The following is a 21,375-nucleotide window of genomic DNA, read 5'->3' as shown; positions in this document are numbered from 1 at the left end:
ACTATTCTGGCGTAACCTACGCCGGAGATTTCGAAATGCCCGTAATTAACGGGACCGATCAAATACCCGAACGAGTCGTTCGCTTTTCTGATTCAAAATCTCGCAAGCGCGACGACCCTTCCACATGGGTGGTTCCATATGAGTACGACGTCAAGCTCCGTCTTTCTGGAACAACCCCTTTAAATACATGGATCGGCTCCTCGAACATCCAGGAATCGTTTCCTGGGACTTCAGCATGTACAGAAACATGCCGTTTGCCCTGCAATACTGGAATTGCTTCAGGGGAAGGCTGCTCGGAAGCCTCTATGAGCGTTGTGGCGGAGCATGCATACCGAACATAAGGCCAACCGACAGGCGTAGCTATATATACGCCTTTGACGGCATTCCGACCGAAGCAACCATAGCCATGGGTACGATCGGCGCATTAAACACCGCAGATGACAGGGCAGTCTTCAAGGCATATGTCGATGAGTCTGTCTCTCGCCTCCGCCCCAAAAACATCATCGTCTATGGAACAGCGCCAGACGACATCTTTGATTCCGCATTGGACGCAGGGGTCAACGTTAAAAGCTATCCAACGCAAACTGCGCTAGCCCATCAGACGGAGGCGGCATAATGGGCGGGGGATATGGACGAGGCTTAGACTTTGGCGCGACCTGGGGATCAGGCAAATTGCCGCTGGCTGGATTTGAACCCGAGACGCTTCCCGAGGTCAACATTCAAATCGGTCGCAGCCTAAGCGCTAAAGCCTTAAACTACGACATTAAAGACCCCCACACTGGTCGGATCTTTAGATTTCTAGAGGGCACAACCATACGCAATGTAGAGGTGTTTGCCGGCAAAGGTGTAAGAAACAAACTCAACCCAAAAGTTGCTTTAGGCCTGAGTCAACAAATTGGAGGGCGCCCTCGCGATTGGAAGCACGTCAAAGGAATCGGCGTCGTTGATTACAACGGGCAGAGCAGAGAAGCCGAAGTTCATTGGTTCGAAGCCTCTGGCCAACCGAAGGTCAAATTCAAGATTAAGAGGTGGTTGTCGTGAAAGTAAAATACCTGGGCGAAACTTCATTCCTCGAGCTTACCAACGGTAAGGTCTACACGGTCCTATCCGTAGAAAAGGACTGGTATCGCATTGTCGACGACAGCGGAGAGGATTACCTGTATCCGCCGGAAGATTTCGAAGTTGTGGACCCCGCAAGCGAAACGGGCGACTAGGTCTTGTTTGAGCCGCCATGGCTCAAAGTTACATTCAACGAGTTGATACCCGTCATTAAATCGGGCCGTCACTCAACCAGCGGCGGCCCGATGCACTTTAGATCACCTTACGGATGGTGTCGGGACTGAAGGTTTTGAAGAGCTCTTCGAGGTTTGCCACGGCGGCGTCGTTGGAGAAGCATGCGTCGCGGAAGACCGCGTAGAGCGGACGCTCTTTGGCGATTGCCTCCAACGCCACGGTATCGACATCCTCGTCAAAGCAGGCGATAAGCTGGCCATCGTTGACGTCGAAGCACGCCTTGCCGCCGATTTCGCGCTCAGCGATTTTGGCGGAGTACTCGATGCGGAATGCGGGCAAGACCTGAAAGAGCAGGCCAAGCGGCGCAGCGCCTTCGGCGGCATTGTCGGCGAAGAGGTCGAGCTGAGTCTGGTCGTACTGGTCCGGTGCAGCGAACTCATCTTTGAGGCAGGAGTCATCTACACGCAGCACGCGGAAACCGATATCGGGCACGGGCTTGGGCCCGGCGCCGAGTTCGAGCTGCTCGTTGGCCTTGTCGATTTCGGTCTTAATCTTCTCGCCAGCTCGGCGAATACGCTCCTCACCGACGTTGCACAGATTGTCCCAGCCGCCAGGAGTCTCTTCGGGCAGTTGAACGAGGACAAAGCGCCTATTGCCACCGTCCTCGGCATTCTTGCGCATAGCGGCTTCTGCTGTGGTGGCAGACCCAGAGAAGAAGTCCAGGACAATGGAGTCCTTGTCGCTGGCGATGGTTAGGATGCGATCGACCAGGCGAACGGGCTTTGGGGTGTCGAAAGGTGCGGAGCCGTCGAAGAGAGATTTGAGCTGCTTCTTTGCCTCGTCGGTATGACCAACCTCGGAGTAGGACCATAGGTTGGTGGGCATCTTCCCATCCATCTCGTCAAGATAGCGCTTACAGGCCATGCCCCCATTACCACCACTTGTAAAGTACAAGACGGGCCAGCTGCCCTCTTCATATCGTGCTCTGGATCGTGCGTATGTTGTCTCATCAGGATTCTTTAGCATGAGGGCTTTAACATCCCGACGTACTTCGTTAGCAGGCAGATTACATATCTGCGCTCGGCGCTCTTCATCATGAATATCAACCCATTCATAATCAGCCCATTCACTCATCAAGCTGAGCATGCTGTACCCGCCGAACGGTCGACATCGACCGTTCGGCGGGTACAGTAGCTCGCCTGTGAGTGGATGCTGAATGGCATATACCATACCTTGGTGTGTAGCGGCACCGGGTGCCGACGCGTCCCCCGCCTTCCAGGGGCGCGGGTCGCCATCCGGACTCGAGTAGCGGCCATCCATCTCGGCAGTTCTTGGCAGTCTGCCCGGTATCCACTCGGGGCTCTTCGAGTACGCCAGGATATGCTCAACCTCAGATGGAATCCCCTTCGAATCGTTTCTCGGCGAATAGGTCTTCTGCCAGGCAATATCTCCAACAAAGCAAGAAGCACCAAACACCTCGCCGCAGATGGCGCGAAGGTTCTTGGACTCGTTATCGTCAATGCTAATAAAGATTGCACCGTCGTCGCTCAACATATCCCTAGCCAGCATGAGCCTCGGATACATCATCGAGCACCAGTCGGAGTGGAAGCGGCCGTTGGACTCGGGGTTGGCTACAAGGCGGCCACCCTCCTCGTTGTAGTCGCCGTTCTGGGCGTCGTATTCCGCCCGCGCCTTGGAGAAGTCATCGTCGTACACGAAGTCACTACCCGTGTTGTAAGGTGGATCGATATAGATCAGCTTAACTTTGCCGGCGTAGGTCTCGCGCATGATCTTGAGGGCCTCGAGGTTGTCGCCCTCGATGTAGAGGTTCTCGGTGCTCTCCCAGTCCTTGGACTTCTCGGGGCAGGGGCGCATAGTCTTCTTGGTGGGGCGGCGCGCCTCGAGCTTGGCCTCTCGCTTGCCGGGCCAGGTGAACTGGTAGCGCTCGCGCGGGCCGTCCACGACCTCGCCGGAGAGGTCGTCGCGCAGGGCATCGAAGTCGATGGCGAGCCTGACGTTGCCGTCGGCGTCCGCCGCCTCGGTCACTACGTCAGGGAAGAGCGCGGCGATCTTGGCGATGTTCTCCTGCGTGAGGTCGGGGGTCTCCCGGCTGATCTTCTCCATCGTTGCTACTCCTCCTCAAGCCGCCTAAGCTCGGCTTGCTTCTTTTTCATCTGTAAAAATAGCTCGTTCTTTCGGACAATCTGTCGTTCCATGCGGGCCTTGGTGTCGAGCGCGGAGACCTCCGCACGCAACCCGTCTATTTTCTCACGGCGATCGATTCTCGCCCAGACGTCGTGACCATCGAATTCTCCCAACGCGACTTGGGCGAGCATGGAATCCCATACCATGTCGAGATTGAAACCGTTCAAGGCAAGACGCTTGATATCCCGCGTCTCCAGCAGGCGACCCTCCTCGCAAATCGCGATATCGCCGGATCCGCCGTCGACAATCACGGCCTTGTTGGGCGTCGCGTTGCTCACCAGGCGCACGGCGCGCTCGGGCACCCGTTCCCCTTTGGGATCGATCCTCAGCACGAGAATCTCGTGTACCGCTTTGCCGTCGGCGATATTGGTCGTAGCCGGCTTGATGGAGTTCGCGACGATAATTGACGCCACGCCACCCGTAAGGTCACGCCGGGTGGCAGCATCAACGTCCATATGACGGTAGAAGGCCTCTTTGGGCAGACGCCTTCCCACCTCGGTCGTGGCCGGAAGTCCTAGCATGGTTTTTTCACCACCAAGAAGCACACGAGCTCAAAGTCGTCGATGCCCTCGATGTCGTTCTCCAAAAAGCCCGTCGTCCCGCCGCTGAAGAAGCTGTCGATATCGGACTCGCTTTTGCCCTCGACGATGGAGCCGATCGCACTTGCCAGTAGGTCCGTCTGGGCAGCCATGTCACGCCCGTCGTCGGTCTGAGCGTTGTAAGCGCGGCACAGGTCTTCAACCGGCTCCTGGACGCCTCGACAGATTCGCCTCATCTCGTCCAAGATGTCCTTGGGCGTGGCATAGCCATGCGGGATCGACCCGTCCTCGCCAACGTACACCAGGTAGAAGGGATGGATGGGGTTGCCGGAGAGTCTGTCGATGTTGCCATTCGCGTTGCGCAGCACAAATATCGTGCCCGGCTCTTCGCCGGCAGCGACTGCCTCGATGCCGTATGGGACGTTTTCGATCTCGGGATGCTCCTTCCGGTACTCGACCAAGTCCATACGGAAGTCGTTGAGGCCAAGGTCGGTGATGGAAATGCCGCCCTGGGCATCCTCCAGATCGACGACCTCGTCCTTCATGCGCTCAAGCTGCTGGCGTCGATACTCCAAGTCGCCCTTCTCGTCCTCGTTGATATAGTCGTCATCACCCGTCGATGCCATCACCAGCGCATGCATCTTGTTCTCGACGCGTGCCTTGAGGTTGATGTACTCGTCGAGCTCAACATCGGGCCAGAAGTTGATGAGCTGGATGCAGGCGTTCTTGGAGCCAATACGGTCGACGCGGCCAAAGCGCTGCACGATGCGCACCGGGTTCCAGTGGATGTCGTAGTTGATGACGCAGTCGCAGTCCTGCAGGTTCTGGCCTTCGGAAATACAGTCGGTCGCGATGAGCACGTCGATGTCCTTGCCCTTGAGTCTCGGATACGCAACGTCGCGGTCCTTCGATACCGGGCTGAAGCAGGTAATGACCTCGTTCATGTCGTTGCGAACGCCCTCGACCGAGCAGCGGGCGCTCTGCGAGCCGCCAGCGACCTCAGCGACCTCGAGCCCATAGCGCTCCTCGACGTAGGCGCCGATGTTCTTGTAGAGGTAGTCCGCCGTGTCAGCAAACGCCGTAAAGATCAGCAGCTTCTTGTTGCCCGGGTTTATGGGGTTCTCAATCTTGTCCGCGATGACGCGCCTGAGCTTGGCCAGTTTCGCGTCATGCTCGGCATCGATAGGAGCGATAAGCTGTCGGATGTCCTCGAGTGCCTCGAGGTCCTTGAGCATATCGCGCTCCCAGCTAATCCAGTCCATGTCCTCGAGCGAGAACCTGCTCTTGGTGCCGACCGTAAAGTCGGTGTCCCCCTCCTCATACTCAAAGGACTCGACGGCCTCGACCGACGCGCCGGACGCGCCGGCGCGATAGTCCTCAATAACCTTTAGATTGTGCCTAATGACCTCGATAATCTTGCCCAGCGTGATCTCGAAGGCGTAGACGGAGCTCTCCAGGCGCTTGAGCAGAATGGAGGACATGAGCTTGACCATTCCCTGCTCGCGACCGCTGGTGGGAGGACGACCGTGCTCGTCGGCGTACTTGGGCGCCGCGCTGGGATGGAGATAGACCGTGGGCAGGTAGACCGCGAGCGTGAGCGAGGCGAGCGTGTCGGCTATCTGCGAGTAGGTGCCCGCCTCGTCCGAGGTGGCCAGACTCGGCCGCAACGATACCGGCTTAAGCCTTTTGGGGAACGGACCGATCGCGGATACATCGTAGTAGCGCTGCACATGTCTGCGCGAGCGCGCAACGGTAACGCGGTCGAGAATCTGGAAGAAGTTGAAGTCGAGCCGGTCGGTCAGCGCCGTCGTGGTCCTATCGGCCGCGGGCAGCTCCGACCAGTCGCGAAACGCCGCCTGCGCGTCGCGGAATACCTGATCGACCGGCTTGTCGAGTCCGAGCTTTTTCGACCATGCGTCGGGATCGCCCTGATAGGCAAGCTTGAGCTGGTTGTGTAGATCGCGGAACCTGTTGTTGACGGGGGTTGCCGAAAGCATCAGAACCTTCGTCTCGACTCCGTCCTTGATCACCTTGTTGAGGAGCCTCTCGAAGCGGTTGCCCTGCGTCTCGTCCTCGACCTTGGACGAGGTGTCTGCACCGTTGCGGAAGTTATGGGACTCGTCGATGACGACGAGGTCGTAGGCACCCCAGTTAAACTTCTCGAGGTCGTTACCCTCCACCGTCATTCCCTTATCGCGGGACAGGTCAGTGTGGTAGAGCACGTCGTAGCGCAGGCGATCGGCGGCGATGGGGTTGTTGACGTAGTTCTTTTTATAGGTGAGCCAGTTGTCCGAGAGGCGCTTGGGGCAGAGCACAAGCACGTTGCGGTTGAGCAGCTCATAGTACTTAATGACCGCGAGGGCAGTGAACGTCTTGCCCAGTCCGACGCTGTCTGCGAGGATGCAGCCGTTGTAGGTCTGGAGCTTGTTGATGATGGCAAGCGCCGCGTCCTGCTGGAAATCGTAGAGCAGGTTCCAGACTTTGCTCTCCTTGAAGCCGGTCCCCTCTTTTGCGAGGTCATCCACCGAGACGTCCTCGAGGAACTCGCTAAAGATGCGGTAGAGCGCGGCGTAGTAGACCAGCTCGGGCGGGTTCTCGCGATACATGGTGGAGATGGAGTCGATTACCGCCTGGGTAACGTCCTCAAGCTCGCCCGAATCCCAGGCGGCATTGAACTGACACAGGTACTGGCGCGCCATGTCCCCCGGGATGCCCATAGTCATGGTGAGCTGCTTGCTGGGCGTTGTACCCAGAGCGGACGTCGTCAGGCCCTCGATAGGCTGGAACGCCGCAGGCTCGGTACCGTCGACGACGAGATAGCCACCGGCTGCGCGATTGGCATCTCGGTATGAGCGGAACTCTGCCTTCTTTCTAATCCACTCGGCGCATTCACGAGCGACAGCTTTCTGCCTAAGTTCATTCTTGAGCTTAATCTCGAGGTCCGTGCCGCCAATACTGCTCTCGCGCCCCATACGCGGGATATAGTACTCACGCTGCTCCTTCTGGGCTTTGACGGATAAGAAGGTCGGTTCCGTATAAATAAACCGGAAGGAATCGCATGCCTCAAGCTGTTTTTTGAGCTCGCCATATCCATAAATCGAGAACAGCGCCGCAGCGACTGAAATTCGATCTCCGTTATTGATTGCTTCAATTAGACCATCTTTAAGCAGCTCGTTTTGGTTATCAAAGCTCTTCAGATTCATAAAACGCCCTTCGGACGCAGCGTCTGGAAACAAAATGCTCGGCGCCGCTTCTTGCATCGCTGTCGAGCCTCATCGGCACCTAAGCTATTAGTCTAAACCGAGATATGCAAAACGCCTTGCGGGGATGTCAATTATTCGGTCAGTGCGACGACGCAAGCACGAGAAATGGCGTGTGACTTTCATCTCAATCTGTAACATCTAGACCGTTATTCCGCTTCTATCTGTTACAGATTGAGACAGACGGGCAGCCTTCAACCTTCCATCTCGATCTGTAACAGATAGAAGCAAAATGCCCGTCTTAGTGTTACAGCTCGAGACAAACTGGAAAACAAGACGAATACCGAGCCCGACAACTCGCCATTAAAAGAAACGGACCCTGTCCCACAAGGAACAGAGTCCGAAACTCTCATGGAGCCAGTGACAGGAATCGAACCCGCAACCCACTGATTACAAATCAGTTGCGCTACCGTTGCGCCACACTGGCACACTTGGCGCTTTCGCGCGAAGCCAATTAAGAATAAAGGAATTGCGGACAAGGCGCAACAGGCCCTTTGACCGACCACATCTCAAAACTATTCGTCAGAACGAATAGTTTTATCTGTTCGCCAGAACCAAAAACTATTCGTTTTGGCGATGCCAAGCCGCAACCCATTGATTACAAACCAGTTGGTTGATCAATCGAGAAAGCAGCTCCCCATAGAAGGTTTACCTACCTCCCGCGCAGGGCCTTGAGCTTTGCCAGTGCCTCGGGGCTCAGGCGACTGCCCAGAGTCATCTTGATCTGCGGAGCTTCCTCTGCCTCGTGAACGTCGTTATCGATCTGTTTGATCTCGTCCACCAGCATACGGCTCGAGATGCGCGTAACGCCCTTGCCCATGACGACGGCTTGAATTGTGCCGTCACTCGACACCACGGAGCACGCGCGGCCTTCCTCGCGCGCCTCGATGCAGAGCTTTTGTACCACGGTATCGGCCGATACGCCCGTCGGCGAAAACTCGATGCGCACGCCGCGAGCCGGCAAGTTGGGACGCTCGCTAGAGATATTGCCTGCACCGTCAAACACAATTACGGCCTCGTAGCGGCCCTGGGCAAAGGCGGCGACGTCGTTGATAAGGGCGGTGCGCGCCATATCGTGAACGTCGCTGGAATACGGATCGTCGGAATGGTCGTACACGAGCTTTTCGTAGCGCGGCGTGCAGTGGATCACGTTGTAGCCGTCGACCACCAGCAGCTCGGGCTTATTGGAGTGCACCGTGGAGACCGGGTCGGCGATAGCCTGCGCAAACGCATTGCCGCCTACGCCGTAGGTCGCGGCCGAGACAATCGGCTTGGCCGAGCCTTCGCCAAAGCGCTTGGCCTTAGACTTGGCGCGGTTCTTCTTGGACATGCGCTACTCCTCCCCCATGAGCTCGCCGGCGTTGCGACGTAGCCACTCAAAGCACAGTGCCGTCGTTGCCTGGGCAACGTTGAGGCTCTCGGTCATGCCACGCTGAGGAAGCTTGGTCAAAAAGTCGCATTTCTCGAGCACCAGGCGCGAGATGCCGTCGCCCTCGGAGCCCATGACAAGCGCCACGCGGCCCTCGAAGGGAGCATCCCAGCAACTGCCCTCGGCGTGCTCGGAGGCACCGCCCACCCAAAAGCCAGCGGCCTTAAGATCGTCGAGCGCACGAGCGATATTGGGGACCTGCGCGATAGGCAGATGCATGACGGCGCCGGCGGAGGTCTTGTAGCTGCCCACGGTCACCCCGGCAGCGCGCTTGTTGGCAATAATGACGCCCGCCGCGCCCACGACCTCGGCGGAGCGCACGATAGCGCCAAAGTTACCGTCGTCGGTCACGTGGTCGAGCACCACGACAAGTGCCGGACCCTCGCCTGCACGGTCGAGGATATCGGCGACATCCGCATAAGGGAAGTTGCCCACCTCGAGCGCAATACCCTGGTGAGCGCCATGGCTCGACAGCGCATCGAGCTGCGCGCGCGGCACATACTTAATGCGGACACCCGCGGCGTTGAGGTCATCGACCAGACGAGACAAGGCGGCATCGCGCTCCCCGCCCTCGGCAATGAGCGCGCACTTGATGGGAAAACCGGTGCGCAGCGCCTCGACGGCAGCACGACGGCCTTCGATAAACTCGCCCTTGGGAGCCTGGACAGCGTCGCGGTTGCGATCGCGCTGCGGACGCGCAGCTTGGGTGCGATCGCGCTGGCCCTTGGAAGCGGCAGCACGGTCATTTCGGCGAATCGAACGCGAGCCAGAAGCGGCCTGCTTGCCGCCACGAGGCGCACGCTTGCGATTGTCGGCCATAGGACGGCCTCCTAAATACAACTATCAAACGAAACAAATAGACCGACCGCCCGAGGTGCGGCAGATTGCCTTGAAAGAGGAGGGCATAGACCTTGGGGCCATGCCCGACGATTGAAAGGCAAGGTGCCGTGGCTCGGGCGGTCGGGTGCTTGGGAAACCCGCGGGGATTAGAGGGATTTGATACGGGTGCCGGCGGCGGTATCTTCAATCGTCAGGCCCAAGTCCTTGAGTTGATCGCGGATGGCGTCTGCCAAGTCCCAGTTCTTGGCGGCACGGGCCTCGGCGCGAGCCTCGAGAATCTTGGCAGCGGCCTCGTCCACGTCGTCACCAGTGTAGGCGACCAAGCCGGCGGCAACGCCCAAAAGACCCAGCGGCAGCTCGACCTTGGGCTCGGGAAGCTCAACGCCAAACGTATCGAGCAGCTCGACCAGCGTATCGGCGGCAGCAAGAGCCGCGGCCTTGTCGGCAGCGTCGCCCGCCTGCTCCAGATACTGATTGCACTCGGTGACAAAACCAAAGACGGCGCCCATGGCACCGGCGGTGTTAAAGTCGTCGTCCATGCACTCCTTAAAGGTGGCACGGGTCTCGGCAGCCTTGGCGGCAAACGCCTCAGATGCTGCCTCATCGGCATCGGCCGTCGCATGGTTCGCGGCCCAGCGCAGGTTCTCTACCGTACCGGCGATACGCGTGAGCGAATTCTCGGCACCCTCCAGGCGCTCCCAGGAAAAGTCGAGCGGCGAGCGATAGCTCGTCTGCAGCATCAGCAGGCGCAGGGCGGCAGCGGAGTGCTGCTCGAGCACCTCGGCCAGCGTAAAGAAGTTACCAAGCGACTTGGACATCTTCTCGCCGTCGACCAGCAGCATGCCCGTGTGCATCCAGGTGTTGGAGAAGCCCTGGTGCCAGGCGCAGGCAGCCTGGGCGCACTCGTTCTCGTGATGCGGGAAGGCAAGGTCGGAGCCACCGCCGTGAATGTCGATCGGGGTACCCAGGTAGCGGTGCACCATGGCGGCGCACTCGGTGTGCCAGCCGGGACGGCCCTCGCCCCAGGGGCTCGGCCAGCTGGGCTCGCCGGGCTTGGCGGCCTTCCACAGGGCAAAGTCGAGCGGGTCGTTCTTGTCCTCGTTCTCCTCGATGCGCGCACCCACCATAAGGTCGTCGATGTTGCGGCCCGAGACCTGACCGTAGTTGGGATCGCTGCGCACGGAAAAGTACACGTCGCCGTTATCGGCGGCGTAAGCGTGGCCCTGCTCGATGAGCGCCTTGATCATGGCAATCATGGGGCCGATCTCCTTGGTGGCGCGGGGGCGCACATCGGGATCGAGCACGTTGGCAGCGCGCATGACGCCAATAAACTTATCCGAGAACTCCGTCGCGACCTCGGCGGCCGTACGGCCCTGCTCGTTAGCGCGCTTGATGATCTTGTCGTCGACATCGGTGAGGTTCTGGGCGAACGTGACCTCGTAGCCGCTCGCGATGAGCCAGCGTCGAATCACATCGAAGCTGATGAACGTGCGGGCGTTGCCGATGTGGATGTTGTCGTAAACCGTGGGGCCGCACACGTACATGCTGACCTTGCCGGGCTCGATGGGCTGGAACTCTTCCTTTTTATGGGTAGCGCTGTTGTAGATACGCATTCGTTACTCCTTAACGGTTTTCTGTAGCAGGCAGACGGCCCAGGCGCCAATTCCCTCGCCTTGACCTTCCCAACCGAGCTTTTCGGTCGTGGTGGCGGCGACGCCCACGTTTTCAACGTCAACGCCCAGGGCATGGGCCAAGTTGGCACGCATGGAATCGCGGTGCGGGGTGATCTTAGGCTGCTGGCAGGCAATGGTGCAGTCGGCATCGACAAACTCAAAGCCCAGCTCGCGCGCATAGTCCATTACGCGGGCAAGCAACACCATCGAGTCGGCACCCTCGTAGGCGGGGTCGGTGTCGGGGAACAGCTTGCCAATGTCTCCCCCGCGGCAGGCGCCCAGAATAGCGTCGGCCAGCGCGTGCGCGAGCACATCGGCATCCGAGTGGCCCAGCAGGCCGCGCTCGTAGGGAATGTCGACCCCGCCGATGATACATCGACGCCCCTCCACCAAACGGTGGACGTCGTAGCCGTGGCCAATGCGCAGGTTACTGAACATGGGGAAGGTCCTCTCTCTCGGCCATCCGCCCGAGCAAAATCGCGGTTACGGGACGCAAGTCCTCGGGCACCGTCACCTTAAGGTTGTCGCGCGGGCTCTGGACGCAGCGGACGCGCCCACCCATGCGCTCGACCAGTGACGAATCGTCCGTACCGATAAAGCCCTCGGCAATCGCCGCGGCATGGGCGCGTTTCATGGCGTCGACACTAAAGATCTGCGGCGTCTGCGCGGCCCAATAGAGTTCGCGTGGCGGCGTCTCGACGATGTTGTCCCCATCGACGATCTTGAGCGTGTCGATCGCGGGCTGGCCACACACGACACCGTCGAGCGAGCGGTCACTCACGAGCACGTCGATAGCGTGATCGATGGCCTCGGTAGTAATGAGCGGACGAGCGCCGTCGTGAATGGCGACGTATTCAAAGCCTGCCGGCACCGCATGCACGCCGGCACGAGTGGAGTCCTGGCGGGTATCGCCGGCATCGGCGAAGCTGATGGGCGTGTTATACGAATACGGGCTGATGGCCAGGCGGCGCATCTCGGCACGACGCTCGGCAGGGCAAACCACGACGATATGGCCGACCTTATCGCTACGGTCAAACGCGCGGATGGACCAGCTCATAAGCGGACGGCCCGCTACATTGACGAGCTGCTTGCCACCGGGATTACCAAAGCGCTGGCCGCTGCCACCGGCAACGACCACGGCGCATACGGGCGCCATTATGCGTTCCCCTGTTTGGTGCCCTTCATGCGGTACAGGGAGTCCGCAAGAATGGCAGGGTTGTTAACGCCAAAGTCGCCCAGGCGCTCCGGATCCTTGCTGATGTCGTCCATGAGCTCCTGCAGCGAGCCATACTCGTCGACGATCTTCTCGGCCACGCCGTCGCGCACGACGGACACGCGCGAAAGCGTGCGCAGGCCCAGCGGCGTCATGACGGAGTCCTCGTCCAGGTCGTCGTAACCCAGAACCGCCGCCACATGCTGCGGGTCAGACAAGTCCTTGGGCGTCATGCGGCTAAGCTCGGCACGGATCTTCTCGGCGTTTGCCTCGGAGGAATCGCTTGCGTAGTCGCGAATCATCAAGTCGTACTCGGTATCCATGCTGGAGCCGGCGAGCTGCTCGAGCTGCATCTGCACGAGCTTGCCCTGGTTGCCCAGCTTGACAATGCAATCCTTAAGCTCGGTCTTTGCCTGCTGCATAATCTCGAAACTCGAGAAAATGCCGGTGATGTCGGCGAGCGTGACGTAGTCGTCCAGCTCGAGGGCCGTCAGACGCAGCAGGGAGCGGTCGAGCGACTGACGGGTGGTCTGAAGCGTAGCGACGAGCTGGTTGACCGAGCTCATGATGGTGGTGACGGGCTGAATCTCATAGCTCTTGCCGTGCACATACACGTTGACGACGGCACGACGGGCCGAGACCGAGATCACGATGGCGTCGGTGAGCACCGACATGCGAGCGGCAGTACGGTGACGCATGCCCGTCTCGCTCGTGGCGAGCGAGGGATCGGGATTGAGGTGGAAATTGGCGCGCAGGATCTGGGTAAGGTCGCCGTCGATGACGATGGCGCCGTCCATCTTGGAAAGCTCGAACAGGCGGTTCGAGGTAAACGAAATGTTGAGCGGGAAGCCGTCGTTACCGGCAGCGAGCACGTTTTCGGTGTCGCCGACGCAGATAAGCGCGCCCAGGTGACCGGCGATGATCATGTCAAGGGCGGTGCGGATCGGCTGGCCAGGTGCCGTCAGGCGGATGGCCTGTTCCATACGCTTTTGCAGCTCGTTCTTATCCAAGGCATCGCTCCCATCGTATACGCTCCATAAACGTCAATAAGTTTCTCACGGTTTGCCCCTGTGACGCCCGCAAATTCCGATGCTTACAGAATGAGCGAACACCGCTTGGGTAGCTCATTTGGGACGGGGCTCTTTTGGCTGCTCATGTGGTAGCATCGGGTCTCATATAAATGAGGGAGTGGTCGTGTAATCGGGTTCGCCCGGAGAGAGGGAGCCAGACTATGGGACTCGCAGAGCTCGTGTTGCTCGCCGTTGGCCTTTCGATGGACGCCTTTGCCGTTTCTATCTGCAAGGGTCTCGGCATGAAAAAGATCAACCTTAAAGTCGCCGTTGTGCTCGGCCTGTTCTTTGGCGGCTTTCAGGCCGGCATGCCCGTAATCGGTTGGGCACTCGGCAGCCAGTTCATGGGCATCATCGGTCCCATAGACCATTGGATCGCCTTTATCCTTTTGGCCTTTATCGGCGGCAAGATGCTGTGGGAAACCTTTACCGAAGACGAGGATGAGGACGAAGGCGACGGCAAGGATGCCGAAAAGATCGACCTGGGCGAGTACCTAATCCTTGCCATCGCCACCTCGATTGACGCGCTCGCCGTGGGCATCTCGTTTGCCGCGCTCTCGGTCGATATCGTGCCCTCTGTATCACTTATCGGCGTCACAACGTTTATCTTCTCCGTCGCCGGCGTAGCGATCGGCCACACCTTTGGCGCGCGCTACGAAAAACCCGCCACCATCGTGGGTGGCGTCGTACTCGTCCTCATCGGGCTTAAGATCCTACTTGAGCACCTTGGGATCCTCGCACTGTGACGAATAACGGCCGCCCGGCATTACGCCAGGCGGCCGTTTTCATAGCCAGCCGTTTTAGAGCGGCTTAACCAAGGCGACCTTTACGCGGCGAGGCGCTTGAGGACGTCGATGAGCAGCTCGTAGAAGCGCTCGGCAGAAGCGAGCTCCATGCTCTCGTCCGGGGTGTGGACATCGGAGAGCGTCGGGCCCACGGCGATGGCGTCCAGGCCGTGCAGGGCCTCGGCAAACAGGCCGCACTCAAGGCCGGCGTGAATGGACTCGATGCGCAGCTCGGAGCCAAAGAGCTCGCGATAGCTCTCGACAAAGACGTCGCGGACCGGCGAATGCTCGGCATAGCTCCAGCCGGGATACTCGAACTCAAACTTGGCGTCGAAGCCCAGGACATCGGCCAGCGTCTGCAGGCGGTCCTTGAACTCGTTCTGCAGCGAGGTGATCGAGGAACGCGGGGACAGCATGATCTTGACCTCGTCGTCAGAAGTGGCAACCACACCGATGTTGGAGGAAACCTCGACGGAGCCGTCGGTAGCAACGTTGCGGCGGATCACGCCATTGGGGGCAAGACGCAGGGCGCGGATGAGGGCAAGCGCGGACTTCTCGTCCATGGCCTCGACCTCGGCGTCGTCGGCAATCTCGACAGTGCAGGTAAAGCCGGGGTCGAAGACCTCGAGCTCGGCAGTGACGTCGGCGATAATGCCCTTTGCGATCTGGGCCGCGGCCTCGGCGGCAGCGTGGTCGGCGTAGACCAGAACAGCCTTGCACTCACGGTTGATGGCGTTGTCCTTGGTGCCGCCGTTAAAGCTAACGATGGCGGGCTCGCCGGCAACCATCAGGCGGTCGATGATGCGGGCCATGATGAGGTTGCCGTTGCCGCGCTCCAGGTGGATATCGCTGCCGGAGTGACCGCCCAGCAGGCCGGAGATGTCGAACGTGAGGGTGCTACCGGTCTTGTGCTCGCGCGCGATCGGGCAGGTGTAGGTAACGACGACGCCGCCGGCGCAGCTGACGGTGGCAACGCCCTCTTCCTCGGAGTCAAGGTTGATCATGGTGCGGGCGCTAATCTGGGACTTGTCGAGCGTCTCGGCGCCGACCAGGCCAGTCTCCTCGTCGGTGGTGAATACGCACTCGAGGGCGGGGTGAACGATCGAATCGTCATCGAGAACAGTGAGCATCAGAGCGACGGCGATACCGTTGTCGGCGCCCAGCGTGGTGCCGTTAGCGGTGAGAACGCCGTCCTTGACGAGCAGATCGATACCATCGGTCGTAAAGTCGTGCTCAACGGAGCCCAACTTGTCGCACACCATATCGATGTGGCCCTGCAGCATCACGGTCGGGGCATTCTCGGCACCGGCAGATGCGGGCTTGCGAATGATGACGTTGTAGACCTCGTCCTGATACACATCGAGGCCGCGCTCCTTGGCAAACGCAACCAGGAAATCGCTGATGCCCTTCTCGTTGCCAGACCCACGGGGAATCGCGCTGACCTCCTCAAAGAAATGGAACAGCTGGGCGGGCTCATAGCCGGTGATCTTGTAGTCCATGGTGCCTCCTTGGCGCAACTGGTTAGACAATAAGACATGCGCCTTGTATATTCCCAGACTTCGTTTGCATAAACCAGTCGAAAACGCCGAGCGCTCTCGCATCATCGGCTAACGGCGGAGAAACGCCACTTTATTAAGATAAAGCAGGTAGACGGACCGCGCCGAAGGGATGTTGGGCCCTTCAACCAACCTCAACGCTTGATCAACGCTTATGCATACACCGTTGGTATGTTTAATGAGATTTACTTTGAACGAGGGGCCTTTCCAACAGAAAAAAGGGCGCTCCTTTGGAACGCCCTCGTGGACACAAGGTTTTGTTACGCCCTACAGCGCGCCGGAACCGGCTTGCATCATGCCGCCGGGGCCCGAGCTTACGCCACTGCTCACAGGCGCGGCGTTTCCGGTGTGTGGCGCTTCCGGAGCGGTATCGCCCCCAAGCGCACCTGCCGGACGCGGCGCTGGGATCTCGCCCGTACCGTGGCTAAAGACGAACTTGCCGTCGGCCACGTCACACAGGACGGTATCGCCGCTGCCCCACTCGCCGGCCAGCAGCTCCTCGGATAGCGGATCCTCGATGAGCTTTTGGATGGCGCGGCGCAGCGGACGTGCGCCGTTGGTGAGGTCGGTACCCTCGGCTACGATCTTGTCGTAGGCCGCATCGGTGAGTTTGATGTTCATGCCGTTGGCAATCAGGCGCTGGCGCAGGTCGTCCACCAGCAGGTGAGCGATCTTGGTCAAGTTCTCGCCCGAAAGCTTCTGAAACACTACGATGTCATCGATACGGTTGAGCAGCTCGGGGCGGAACAGGCGCTTGAGTTCGCCCATCGCACGGCCCTTAATCTCGCTCGAGGTAAGACCCTGCTCACCGGTGGTGCCAAAGCCAACGCTCGCATCCTGCGCAATCTCGCGGGCGCCCACGTTGGACGTCATGATGATCACGGTGTTGCGGAAATCGACCGTCTTGCCCTGGCTATCGGTCAGGCGACCCTCCTCAAGCACCTGCAGCAAGATGTTGAAGATATCGGGGTGCGCCTTCTCGATCTCGTCGAACAGCACGACCGAGTACGGGTGACGGCGAACGGCCTTGGTGAGCTGACCGCCCTCGTCGTGGCCCACGTAGCCCGGGGGGCTACCGATGAGCTTGGAGACCTCGAACTCGCTGCCAAACTCCGACATGTCGAAGCTGATGAGCGCGTCCTTGCTGCCAAAGAGGTACTCGGCGAGCGTCTTGGCGAGCTCGGTCTTGCCTGTGCCGGTAGGACCCAAGAAGATAAAGCTGCCGCCGGGACGACGCGGGTCCTTGAGCGGCGAGCGGCTGCGGCGCACTGCCTTGGCCACGGCCTCGACAGCTTCATCCTGGCCGATAATGCGGGTCTTGAGCACGCTTTCGGTCTGCAACAGACGACGGCTTTCGCTCTCGGTGAGCGAAGACACCGGCACGCCCGAGGTCACGGACACGATGTCGGCAACCTGGGCGACATCGATGGTGAGCGGGCTGGCGTCGAGCTCGGCCGTCCAAGCTGCCTTGGCCTCGGCGAGCTCAATCTCGGCAGCCTTCTGCTGCTCGGTAATCTCGGCGGCCTTGTTCATGTCGTCGCCCTCGGTGGCCTCCTGCGCGGCAGCCTTGAGCTCCTCCACGCGATGCTCGGCCTCGCGCACCGGCTCAGGCGCACGGTTGGCGGCAATGCGGGCGCGGGCGCCGGCCTCGTCGATGAGGTCGATGGCCTTATCGGGCAGGAAGCGATCCTGGATGTAGCGGTTGGAGAGGTTCGCGGCAGCCTCGATGGCACCCTGCGTATAGCGCACGTGGTGGTGCTCCTCGTAGCGCGGCTTGAGCGCGGTCAGGATCTTGACCGTGTCCTCGACGCTTGGCTCCTCAACATCGATGGTCTGGAAGCGGCGCTCGAAGGCCGGGTCCTTGGTGAGGTACTTGCGGAACTCCTCGGCCGTGGTGGCACCGATGATCTGGAAAGCGCCGCGCGCGAGCACGGGCTTGAGCATGGAGCTTGCATCGATGGATCCCTCGGCAGAACCGGCACCGATGATGGTGTGCATCTCGTCGATAAACAGGATGACGTCGTCGGCTTCGGTTGCCTCCTGGATCACGTTCTTGAGACGCTCCTCAAACTCACCGCGATACTTGGCGCCCGCGACAAGACCCGGCAGGTCGAGCGTCCAGATGTTCTGGTTCATAAGGTTCTCGGGCACGTTGCCGGCAGCGATCTGCTGCGCCAGGCCCTCGACGATGGCCGTCTTGCCCACGCCGGGGTCACCCAAGATAAGCGGGTTGTTCTTGGTGCGGCGCGAAAGGATCTCCATCATGCGCTGGACTTCCTTTTCGCGACCGATCACCGGGTCGAGCTCGCCGTCGCGCGCCTTCTGCGTAAGGTTGGTGGCGAACTGCTTGAGCGTGTCGGTGCCGCTCCCCTTTTGCTGCGAGGCGTCCGAGCCGCTAAAGAACGGCAGGCCTGTACCGGGACGCCCGGCACCGGCACCGGCGAGCGGGCGCTTCTTGTCTTGATCCTTGGCGGTAAGCTTCTCGATGGCTTTTTTAATGGAAGCGGACGAAACACCCAGGCGCATGAGAATGTCCATGGCCATGCCGTTGCCCTCTTCGACGATACCGATGAGCAGGTGCTCGGTCGACACATAGGTCTGGTTGTTCTCGCGCGCCACGCGGAAGGAACGCTCCATCACGCTGATGACGAGCGGCGTAAAGGCGAGCTTAGCTGCCTCGGTCTCCTCGCTGGGCTCGGGAACGGTGGTCTGGACCTCCTTGAGCGTGTCCATGATGTCATCGTAGGAGATATCGAGTGAGCGCAGTGCCTCGGCGGCAATGCCCTCGTCCTCCTTGGCGAGCGCGAGCAGCAGATGCTCGGTACCCACCTTATTTGAGTGAAGATCGAGCGCCTCCTGCTTGGCCATGGACATGACCTTGCGCGCGCGATCGGTAAAACGGTCCAACATGCTAGTTCCTCTTAGACGAGCTAGTTTTTCAAACGCAAAGCGCCACTCGTGGCGGCGCTTTGGTCTCTTTACCCATATGGAGTATATGTTAACCGCTGTGGCCTTTTCCGCATGCAGCCATACGACAACGTCTACAAAAAAGGAATCGCCGGGTGCGGCGGGCGCTCTAGGTTAGAGGCTCTTGCCTAGCAGGCGGGCTCGGCGTCCATACTCTCGGCAACGTCATCGACGACATCGGCAACGGGAGCGCCCGGCATACGTACGAGCTCCATATGCTGCTCTTCAAAGACGGTTCCCATGGGGAAGGCATGGCGGAAGATAAAGCGAGCAACCCCGGCGTGACCAGGAATTTAAAAGCGAAACCCTTGGCAAGGGGGCTGGCAACAAACCAGTCGCAGCACATGGCAAAAATGTAGGCAACGGGGAAGCCGAGCCACGCGGCGGCAATGACCTCGCCGTTGATGGCCCCATGCTGCAGGACAACGTTGTAGATGCTCATCCAGAGCACCATGCAAAAGCACATGATAAAGGTAAACAGCAGGCTCTCTCGTTTATTGATAGGCATAAAGAGCAAAATCCTTTCTGTGTTACGCCGCGGTGCACAACAAAAACGGGCGGGCGAGATGGAGCTACTGGGACTTCATCTCGCCCGCCCGTGGTACGTGCGTCTGCGACTACTTATGTGGTGGAACTACCCTAACACGAACAGCACACGCTTCGTAAGCGTTGAGTTTATGAAGATGCAGGGCACCGATAATCCCCCGACCCCATAAGTTGCAGTGGAATACGGACTGTTTTGACCCTTTAAGCAGCAATTCAGTCCCTATTTCACCGCAACTCATTTGGTGCAAAGTAACCTGTCCCCCTTGTACCAATTAGCTGGTGTAGCGCCAGCGAGGGTCGGTGAGCGTACGCGCCACACCCAGCCCAACGGGCAGAAACGCTACGATGAGCACTGCGCGCACAAACCAGCCGAGCATATTGACTGTGTCGAAGGTGCACATGTAATACATAGAGCGATAGAGATACAGACCGGGCACCATAATGACAATCGAAGGCACCGTGAGGGCGATGCGCGGGTAGGCGAGCTTGACTTCGGCCAAGCTTGCCAGCAGACCCGATACCAGCGCGCCGATAAACGCTGCTGCCTCGGGAGGCATTCCCGTGCTGAGGCCCAGGAAGGGAATCATCGTCGGCACATCGACAAGGGTCAGACGCAGGGTATTGGACACGGCGCCGATCAACCCAGCTGCCGCGGCCATCTTTACCGGGCTGTTGAACATCACCGAGAAGCCGAATACGCCAACGAAGCTCATCACCACGCGCAGGAGCGTAAGGGCAAGCGGCGAAAGGCCCAGTGGGGCAAAGTCGTCCGGCGCCAGTCCCACACACTCGGCAACCATCCAACCTACGAGGGTCGCCATCACAATAATCGACACAGCATACGAAAGACGCTCGATACCGCTTCGCATGTCGAGCTTAGCGATGTCGAGACCTGCCGTAATGAGCGGAAAGCCAGGAATCACAAAGAGCATGGCGCCGATATAGCCTTCTTGGTGCGACATTGCACCCGGAACAACCTGGGCGAGGCCGAGCAATGCCAGCAAATATGAGATACAGGCCAGTGCGACACCGAGCGTCAAAGCGCTGAACTGACCAAGGCCTTGCTTGAGAATATGGGAGCGGGCAAAGTTGCCGACACCCGCGCCCACGAACGCGCATGCCATCTCAATGGGACCGCCACCAAGTAAAAAGACAAAGGCGCCACAGGCGCAGGCTGCCGCAAGGCCCTGTTGCCAGGGCGCGTAATCAGGTTTTGAACTCTCAACGGTCTTGAGCATCTCGTGATACTCGTGCACCGTGAAGCGACGACCATAGGTCTCGATTTCCTTGAGGAAACTCTCCATCATCCAAATGCGATGGGTGTTGACGCCGGTTGTCGGCAGACTGACGACCTCGTTAAAGCAGTGGCCATCTTCGATGCAAGTACACTCAAACGACAGGAGACTTAAGTCAACATGGATGGTGACACCGAGTACGGCGGCGACTCGATTCATGGTATCGCGTACGCGCCAGGCACCCGTTCCACTCGCGAGCATAAGCATACCGGTGCGGCAGACGATGGATGATTTATCGGTGAGCGGCGCATCGACGGCAAATTCATCGCCTGCCGTCACGATCTGGTGCCAGTCAGTTTTCATATGGAGCGCGCCGGCACGAACGCCGTGGTGCATGGGGGCTCTCGAAAGCAGCGAGTTAAGGCGCGAAGACTGTGGGGACTCCGTTGATTCGTCCTCAACCTCATCAGTCTCTTCATCGACCAGATCAAAGGAATCAAGCGACGCTGGCTCGCGACGGTCGATCAGCTCCTCGTCCTCATCATCAAAGTAATTGAACTGATCGAGCATGTCCTCTTCGATTGCGCGCTCGCTCGCATCGTCCATCCCGGTGCTCCCTTCCTATCGACTAACCCCCATCCTAGACAGCGACGGCTAAAGGAAACATAAAAGAGACGGCTGTCATGCGAGCCATGCGTGCAATAGCCATTGGGTAGTCGTTTAAGAACGTCCCCAACGACTACTCCGGCAACGCCGATGTTTTGGCAACGACAGCGAGCGACGTCCAGGGCGAACAAGTTGGCATGAAAAAGGCAAGGCATAGA

General features: G+C 59.4%; 15 protein-coding genes, 1 tRNA gene and 1 pseudogene. 4 read left to right on the top strand and 13 right to left on the bottom strand.

The window, feature by feature from the left end; genetic code table 11:
- Positions 1-172: 172 nt before the first annotated feature.
- The 3 genes and pseudogenes from ACTQ1S_RS04675 to ACTQ1S_RS04665 all read left to right on the top strand — a co-directional run.
- Positions 173-616 (top strand): annotated as a pseudogene (locus ACTQ1S_RS04675) (DUF4417 domain-containing protein); the annotation flags it as partial.
- The gene (locus tag ACTQ1S_RS04670) at positions 616-1,041 is read left to right on the top strand and encodes a hypothetical protein (protein WP_441032131.1); all 426 of its coding nucleotides are present in this window, start codon (positions 616-618) and stop codon (positions 1,039-1,041) included. The pseudogene ACTQ1S_RS04675 and the gene ACTQ1S_RS04670, both read left to right, overlap by 1 nt.
- Complete coding sequence (locus tag ACTQ1S_RS04665; protein ID WP_441545461.1) at positions 1,038-1,214, top strand: hypothetical protein; 177 nt, start codon at positions 1,038-1,040, stop codon at positions 1,212-1,214. The genes ACTQ1S_RS04670 and ACTQ1S_RS04665 overlap by 4 nt, the downstream gene beginning before the upstream one ends.
- 97 nt (positions 1,215-1,311) lie before the next feature.
- Here the strand turns inward: ACTQ1S_RS04665 and ACTQ1S_RS04660 are convergent, their stop codons facing one another.
- From ACTQ1S_RS04660 to disA, 10 genes are all read right to left on the bottom strand, one after another.
- The gene (locus ACTQ1S_RS04660) at positions 1,312-3,357 is read right to left on the bottom strand and encodes a site-specific DNA-methyltransferase (protein WP_441547182.1); all 2,046 of its coding nucleotides are present in this window, start codon (positions 3,355-3,357) and stop codon (positions 1,312-1,314) included.
- Between the two features lie 5 nt (positions 3,358-3,362).
- Complete coding sequence (locus tag ACTQ1S_RS04655) at positions 3,363-3,959, bottom strand: DUF4391 domain-containing protein (protein ID WP_441545463.1); 597 nt, start codon at positions 3,957-3,959, stop codon at positions 3,363-3,365.
- A complete protein-coding gene (locus ACTQ1S_RS04650; RefSeq protein ID WP_441547181.1) occupies positions 3,953-7,180 on the bottom strand; it encodes a helicase-related protein in 3,228 nt (1,075 codons plus the stop codon). The genes ACTQ1S_RS04655 and ACTQ1S_RS04650 overlap by 7 nt, the downstream gene beginning before the upstream one ends.
- Before the next feature lie 409 nt (positions 7,181-7,589).
- Positions 7,590-7,664 (bottom strand) — tRNA-Thr (locus ACTQ1S_RS04645).
- A gap of 225 nt (positions 7,665-7,889) precedes the next feature.
- Positions 7,890-8,567: an NYN domain-containing protein gene (locus ACTQ1S_RS04640; protein ID WP_055285223.1), complete on the bottom strand. Its 678-nt coding sequence runs from the start codon at positions 8,565-8,567 to the stop codon at positions 7,890-7,892.
- A gap of 3 nt (positions 8,568-8,570) precedes the next feature.
- Positions 8,571-9,485: a 23S rRNA (guanosine(2251)-2'-O)-methyltransferase RlmB gene (rlmB, locus tag ACTQ1S_RS04635; protein WP_427795071.1), complete on the bottom strand. Its 915-nt coding sequence runs from the start codon at positions 9,483-9,485 to the stop codon at positions 8,571-8,573.
- 167 nt (positions 9,486-9,652) lie between these two features.
- Positions 9,653-11,119 carry a cysteine--tRNA ligase gene (gene cysS, locus ACTQ1S_RS04630; RefSeq protein ID WP_441067660.1) on the bottom strand — a complete coding sequence of 489 codons (1,467 nt, stop codon included), beginning with the start codon at positions 11,117-11,119 and terminating at the stop codon, positions 9,653-9,655.
- Between the two features lie 3 nt (positions 11,120-11,122).
- Positions 11,123-11,617 carry a 2-C-methyl-D-erythritol 2,4-cyclodiphosphate synthase gene (gene ispF / locus ACTQ1S_RS04625; protein WP_441547180.1) on the bottom strand — a complete coding sequence of 165 codons (495 nt, stop codon included), beginning with the start codon at positions 11,615-11,617 and terminating at the stop codon, positions 11,123-11,125.
- Positions 11,607-12,335 carry a 2-C-methyl-D-erythritol 4-phosphate cytidylyltransferase gene (ispD, locus tag ACTQ1S_RS04620; protein ID WP_154514770.1) on the bottom strand — a complete coding sequence of 243 codons (729 nt, stop codon included), beginning with the start codon at positions 12,333-12,335 and terminating at the stop codon, positions 11,607-11,609. The genes ispF and ispD overlap by 11 nt, the downstream gene beginning before the upstream one ends.
- Complete coding sequence (disA, locus tag ACTQ1S_RS04615; RefSeq protein WP_370450554.1) at positions 12,335-13,375, bottom strand: DNA integrity scanning diadenylate cyclase DisA; 1,041 nt, start codon at positions 13,373-13,375, stop codon at positions 12,335-12,337. Before disA ends, ispD begins: the two co-directional genes overlap by 1 nt.
- Positions 13,376-13,623: 248 nt before the next feature.
- Between disA and ACTQ1S_RS04610 the strand changes: the two genes are divergently transcribed.
- Positions 13,624-14,208, top strand: a complete 585-nt coding sequence (locus ACTQ1S_RS04610) for a manganese efflux pump MntP family protein (protein ID WP_427793585.1) — start codon at positions 13,624-13,626, stop codon at positions 14,206-14,208.
- 80 nt (positions 14,209-14,288) lie between these two features.
- Here ACTQ1S_RS04610 and ACTQ1S_RS04605 read toward each other — a convergent pair whose 3' ends face one another.
- The 3 genes from ACTQ1S_RS04605 to ACTQ1S_RS04595 form a co-directional block, all read right to left on the bottom strand.
- Positions 14,289-15,746 carry an aminoacyl-histidine dipeptidase gene (locus ACTQ1S_RS04605; protein ID WP_154514776.1) on the bottom strand — a complete coding sequence of 486 codons (1,458 nt, stop codon included), beginning with the start codon at positions 15,744-15,746 and terminating at the stop codon, positions 14,289-14,291.
- Between the two features lie 324 nt (positions 15,747-16,070).
- The gene (locus ACTQ1S_RS04600) at positions 16,071-18,713 is read right to left on the bottom strand and encodes an ATP-dependent Clp protease ATP-binding subunit (protein WP_427718343.1); all 2,643 of its coding nucleotides are present in this window, start codon (positions 18,711-18,713) and stop codon (positions 16,071-16,073) included.
- An 875-nt stretch (positions 18,714-19,588) separates the two neighbouring features.
- Positions 19,589-21,157 carry a threonine/serine ThrE exporter family protein gene (locus tag ACTQ1S_RS04595; RefSeq protein WP_441547179.1) on the bottom strand — a complete coding sequence of 523 codons (1,569 nt, stop codon included), beginning with the start codon at positions 21,155-21,157 and terminating at the stop codon, positions 19,589-19,591.
- Positions 21,158-21,375 lie beyond the last annotated feature (218 nt).

It is taken from the genome of Collinsella sp. LCP21S3_D3 (assembly GCF_052118305.1).
Classification (GTDB): domain Bacteria; phylum Actinomycetota; class Coriobacteriia; order Coriobacteriales; family Coriobacteriaceae; genus Collinsella.
The sequence above is the reverse complement of the archived record's forward strand: the minus strand, read 5'-3'. Positions and strand labels throughout refer to the sequence as shown.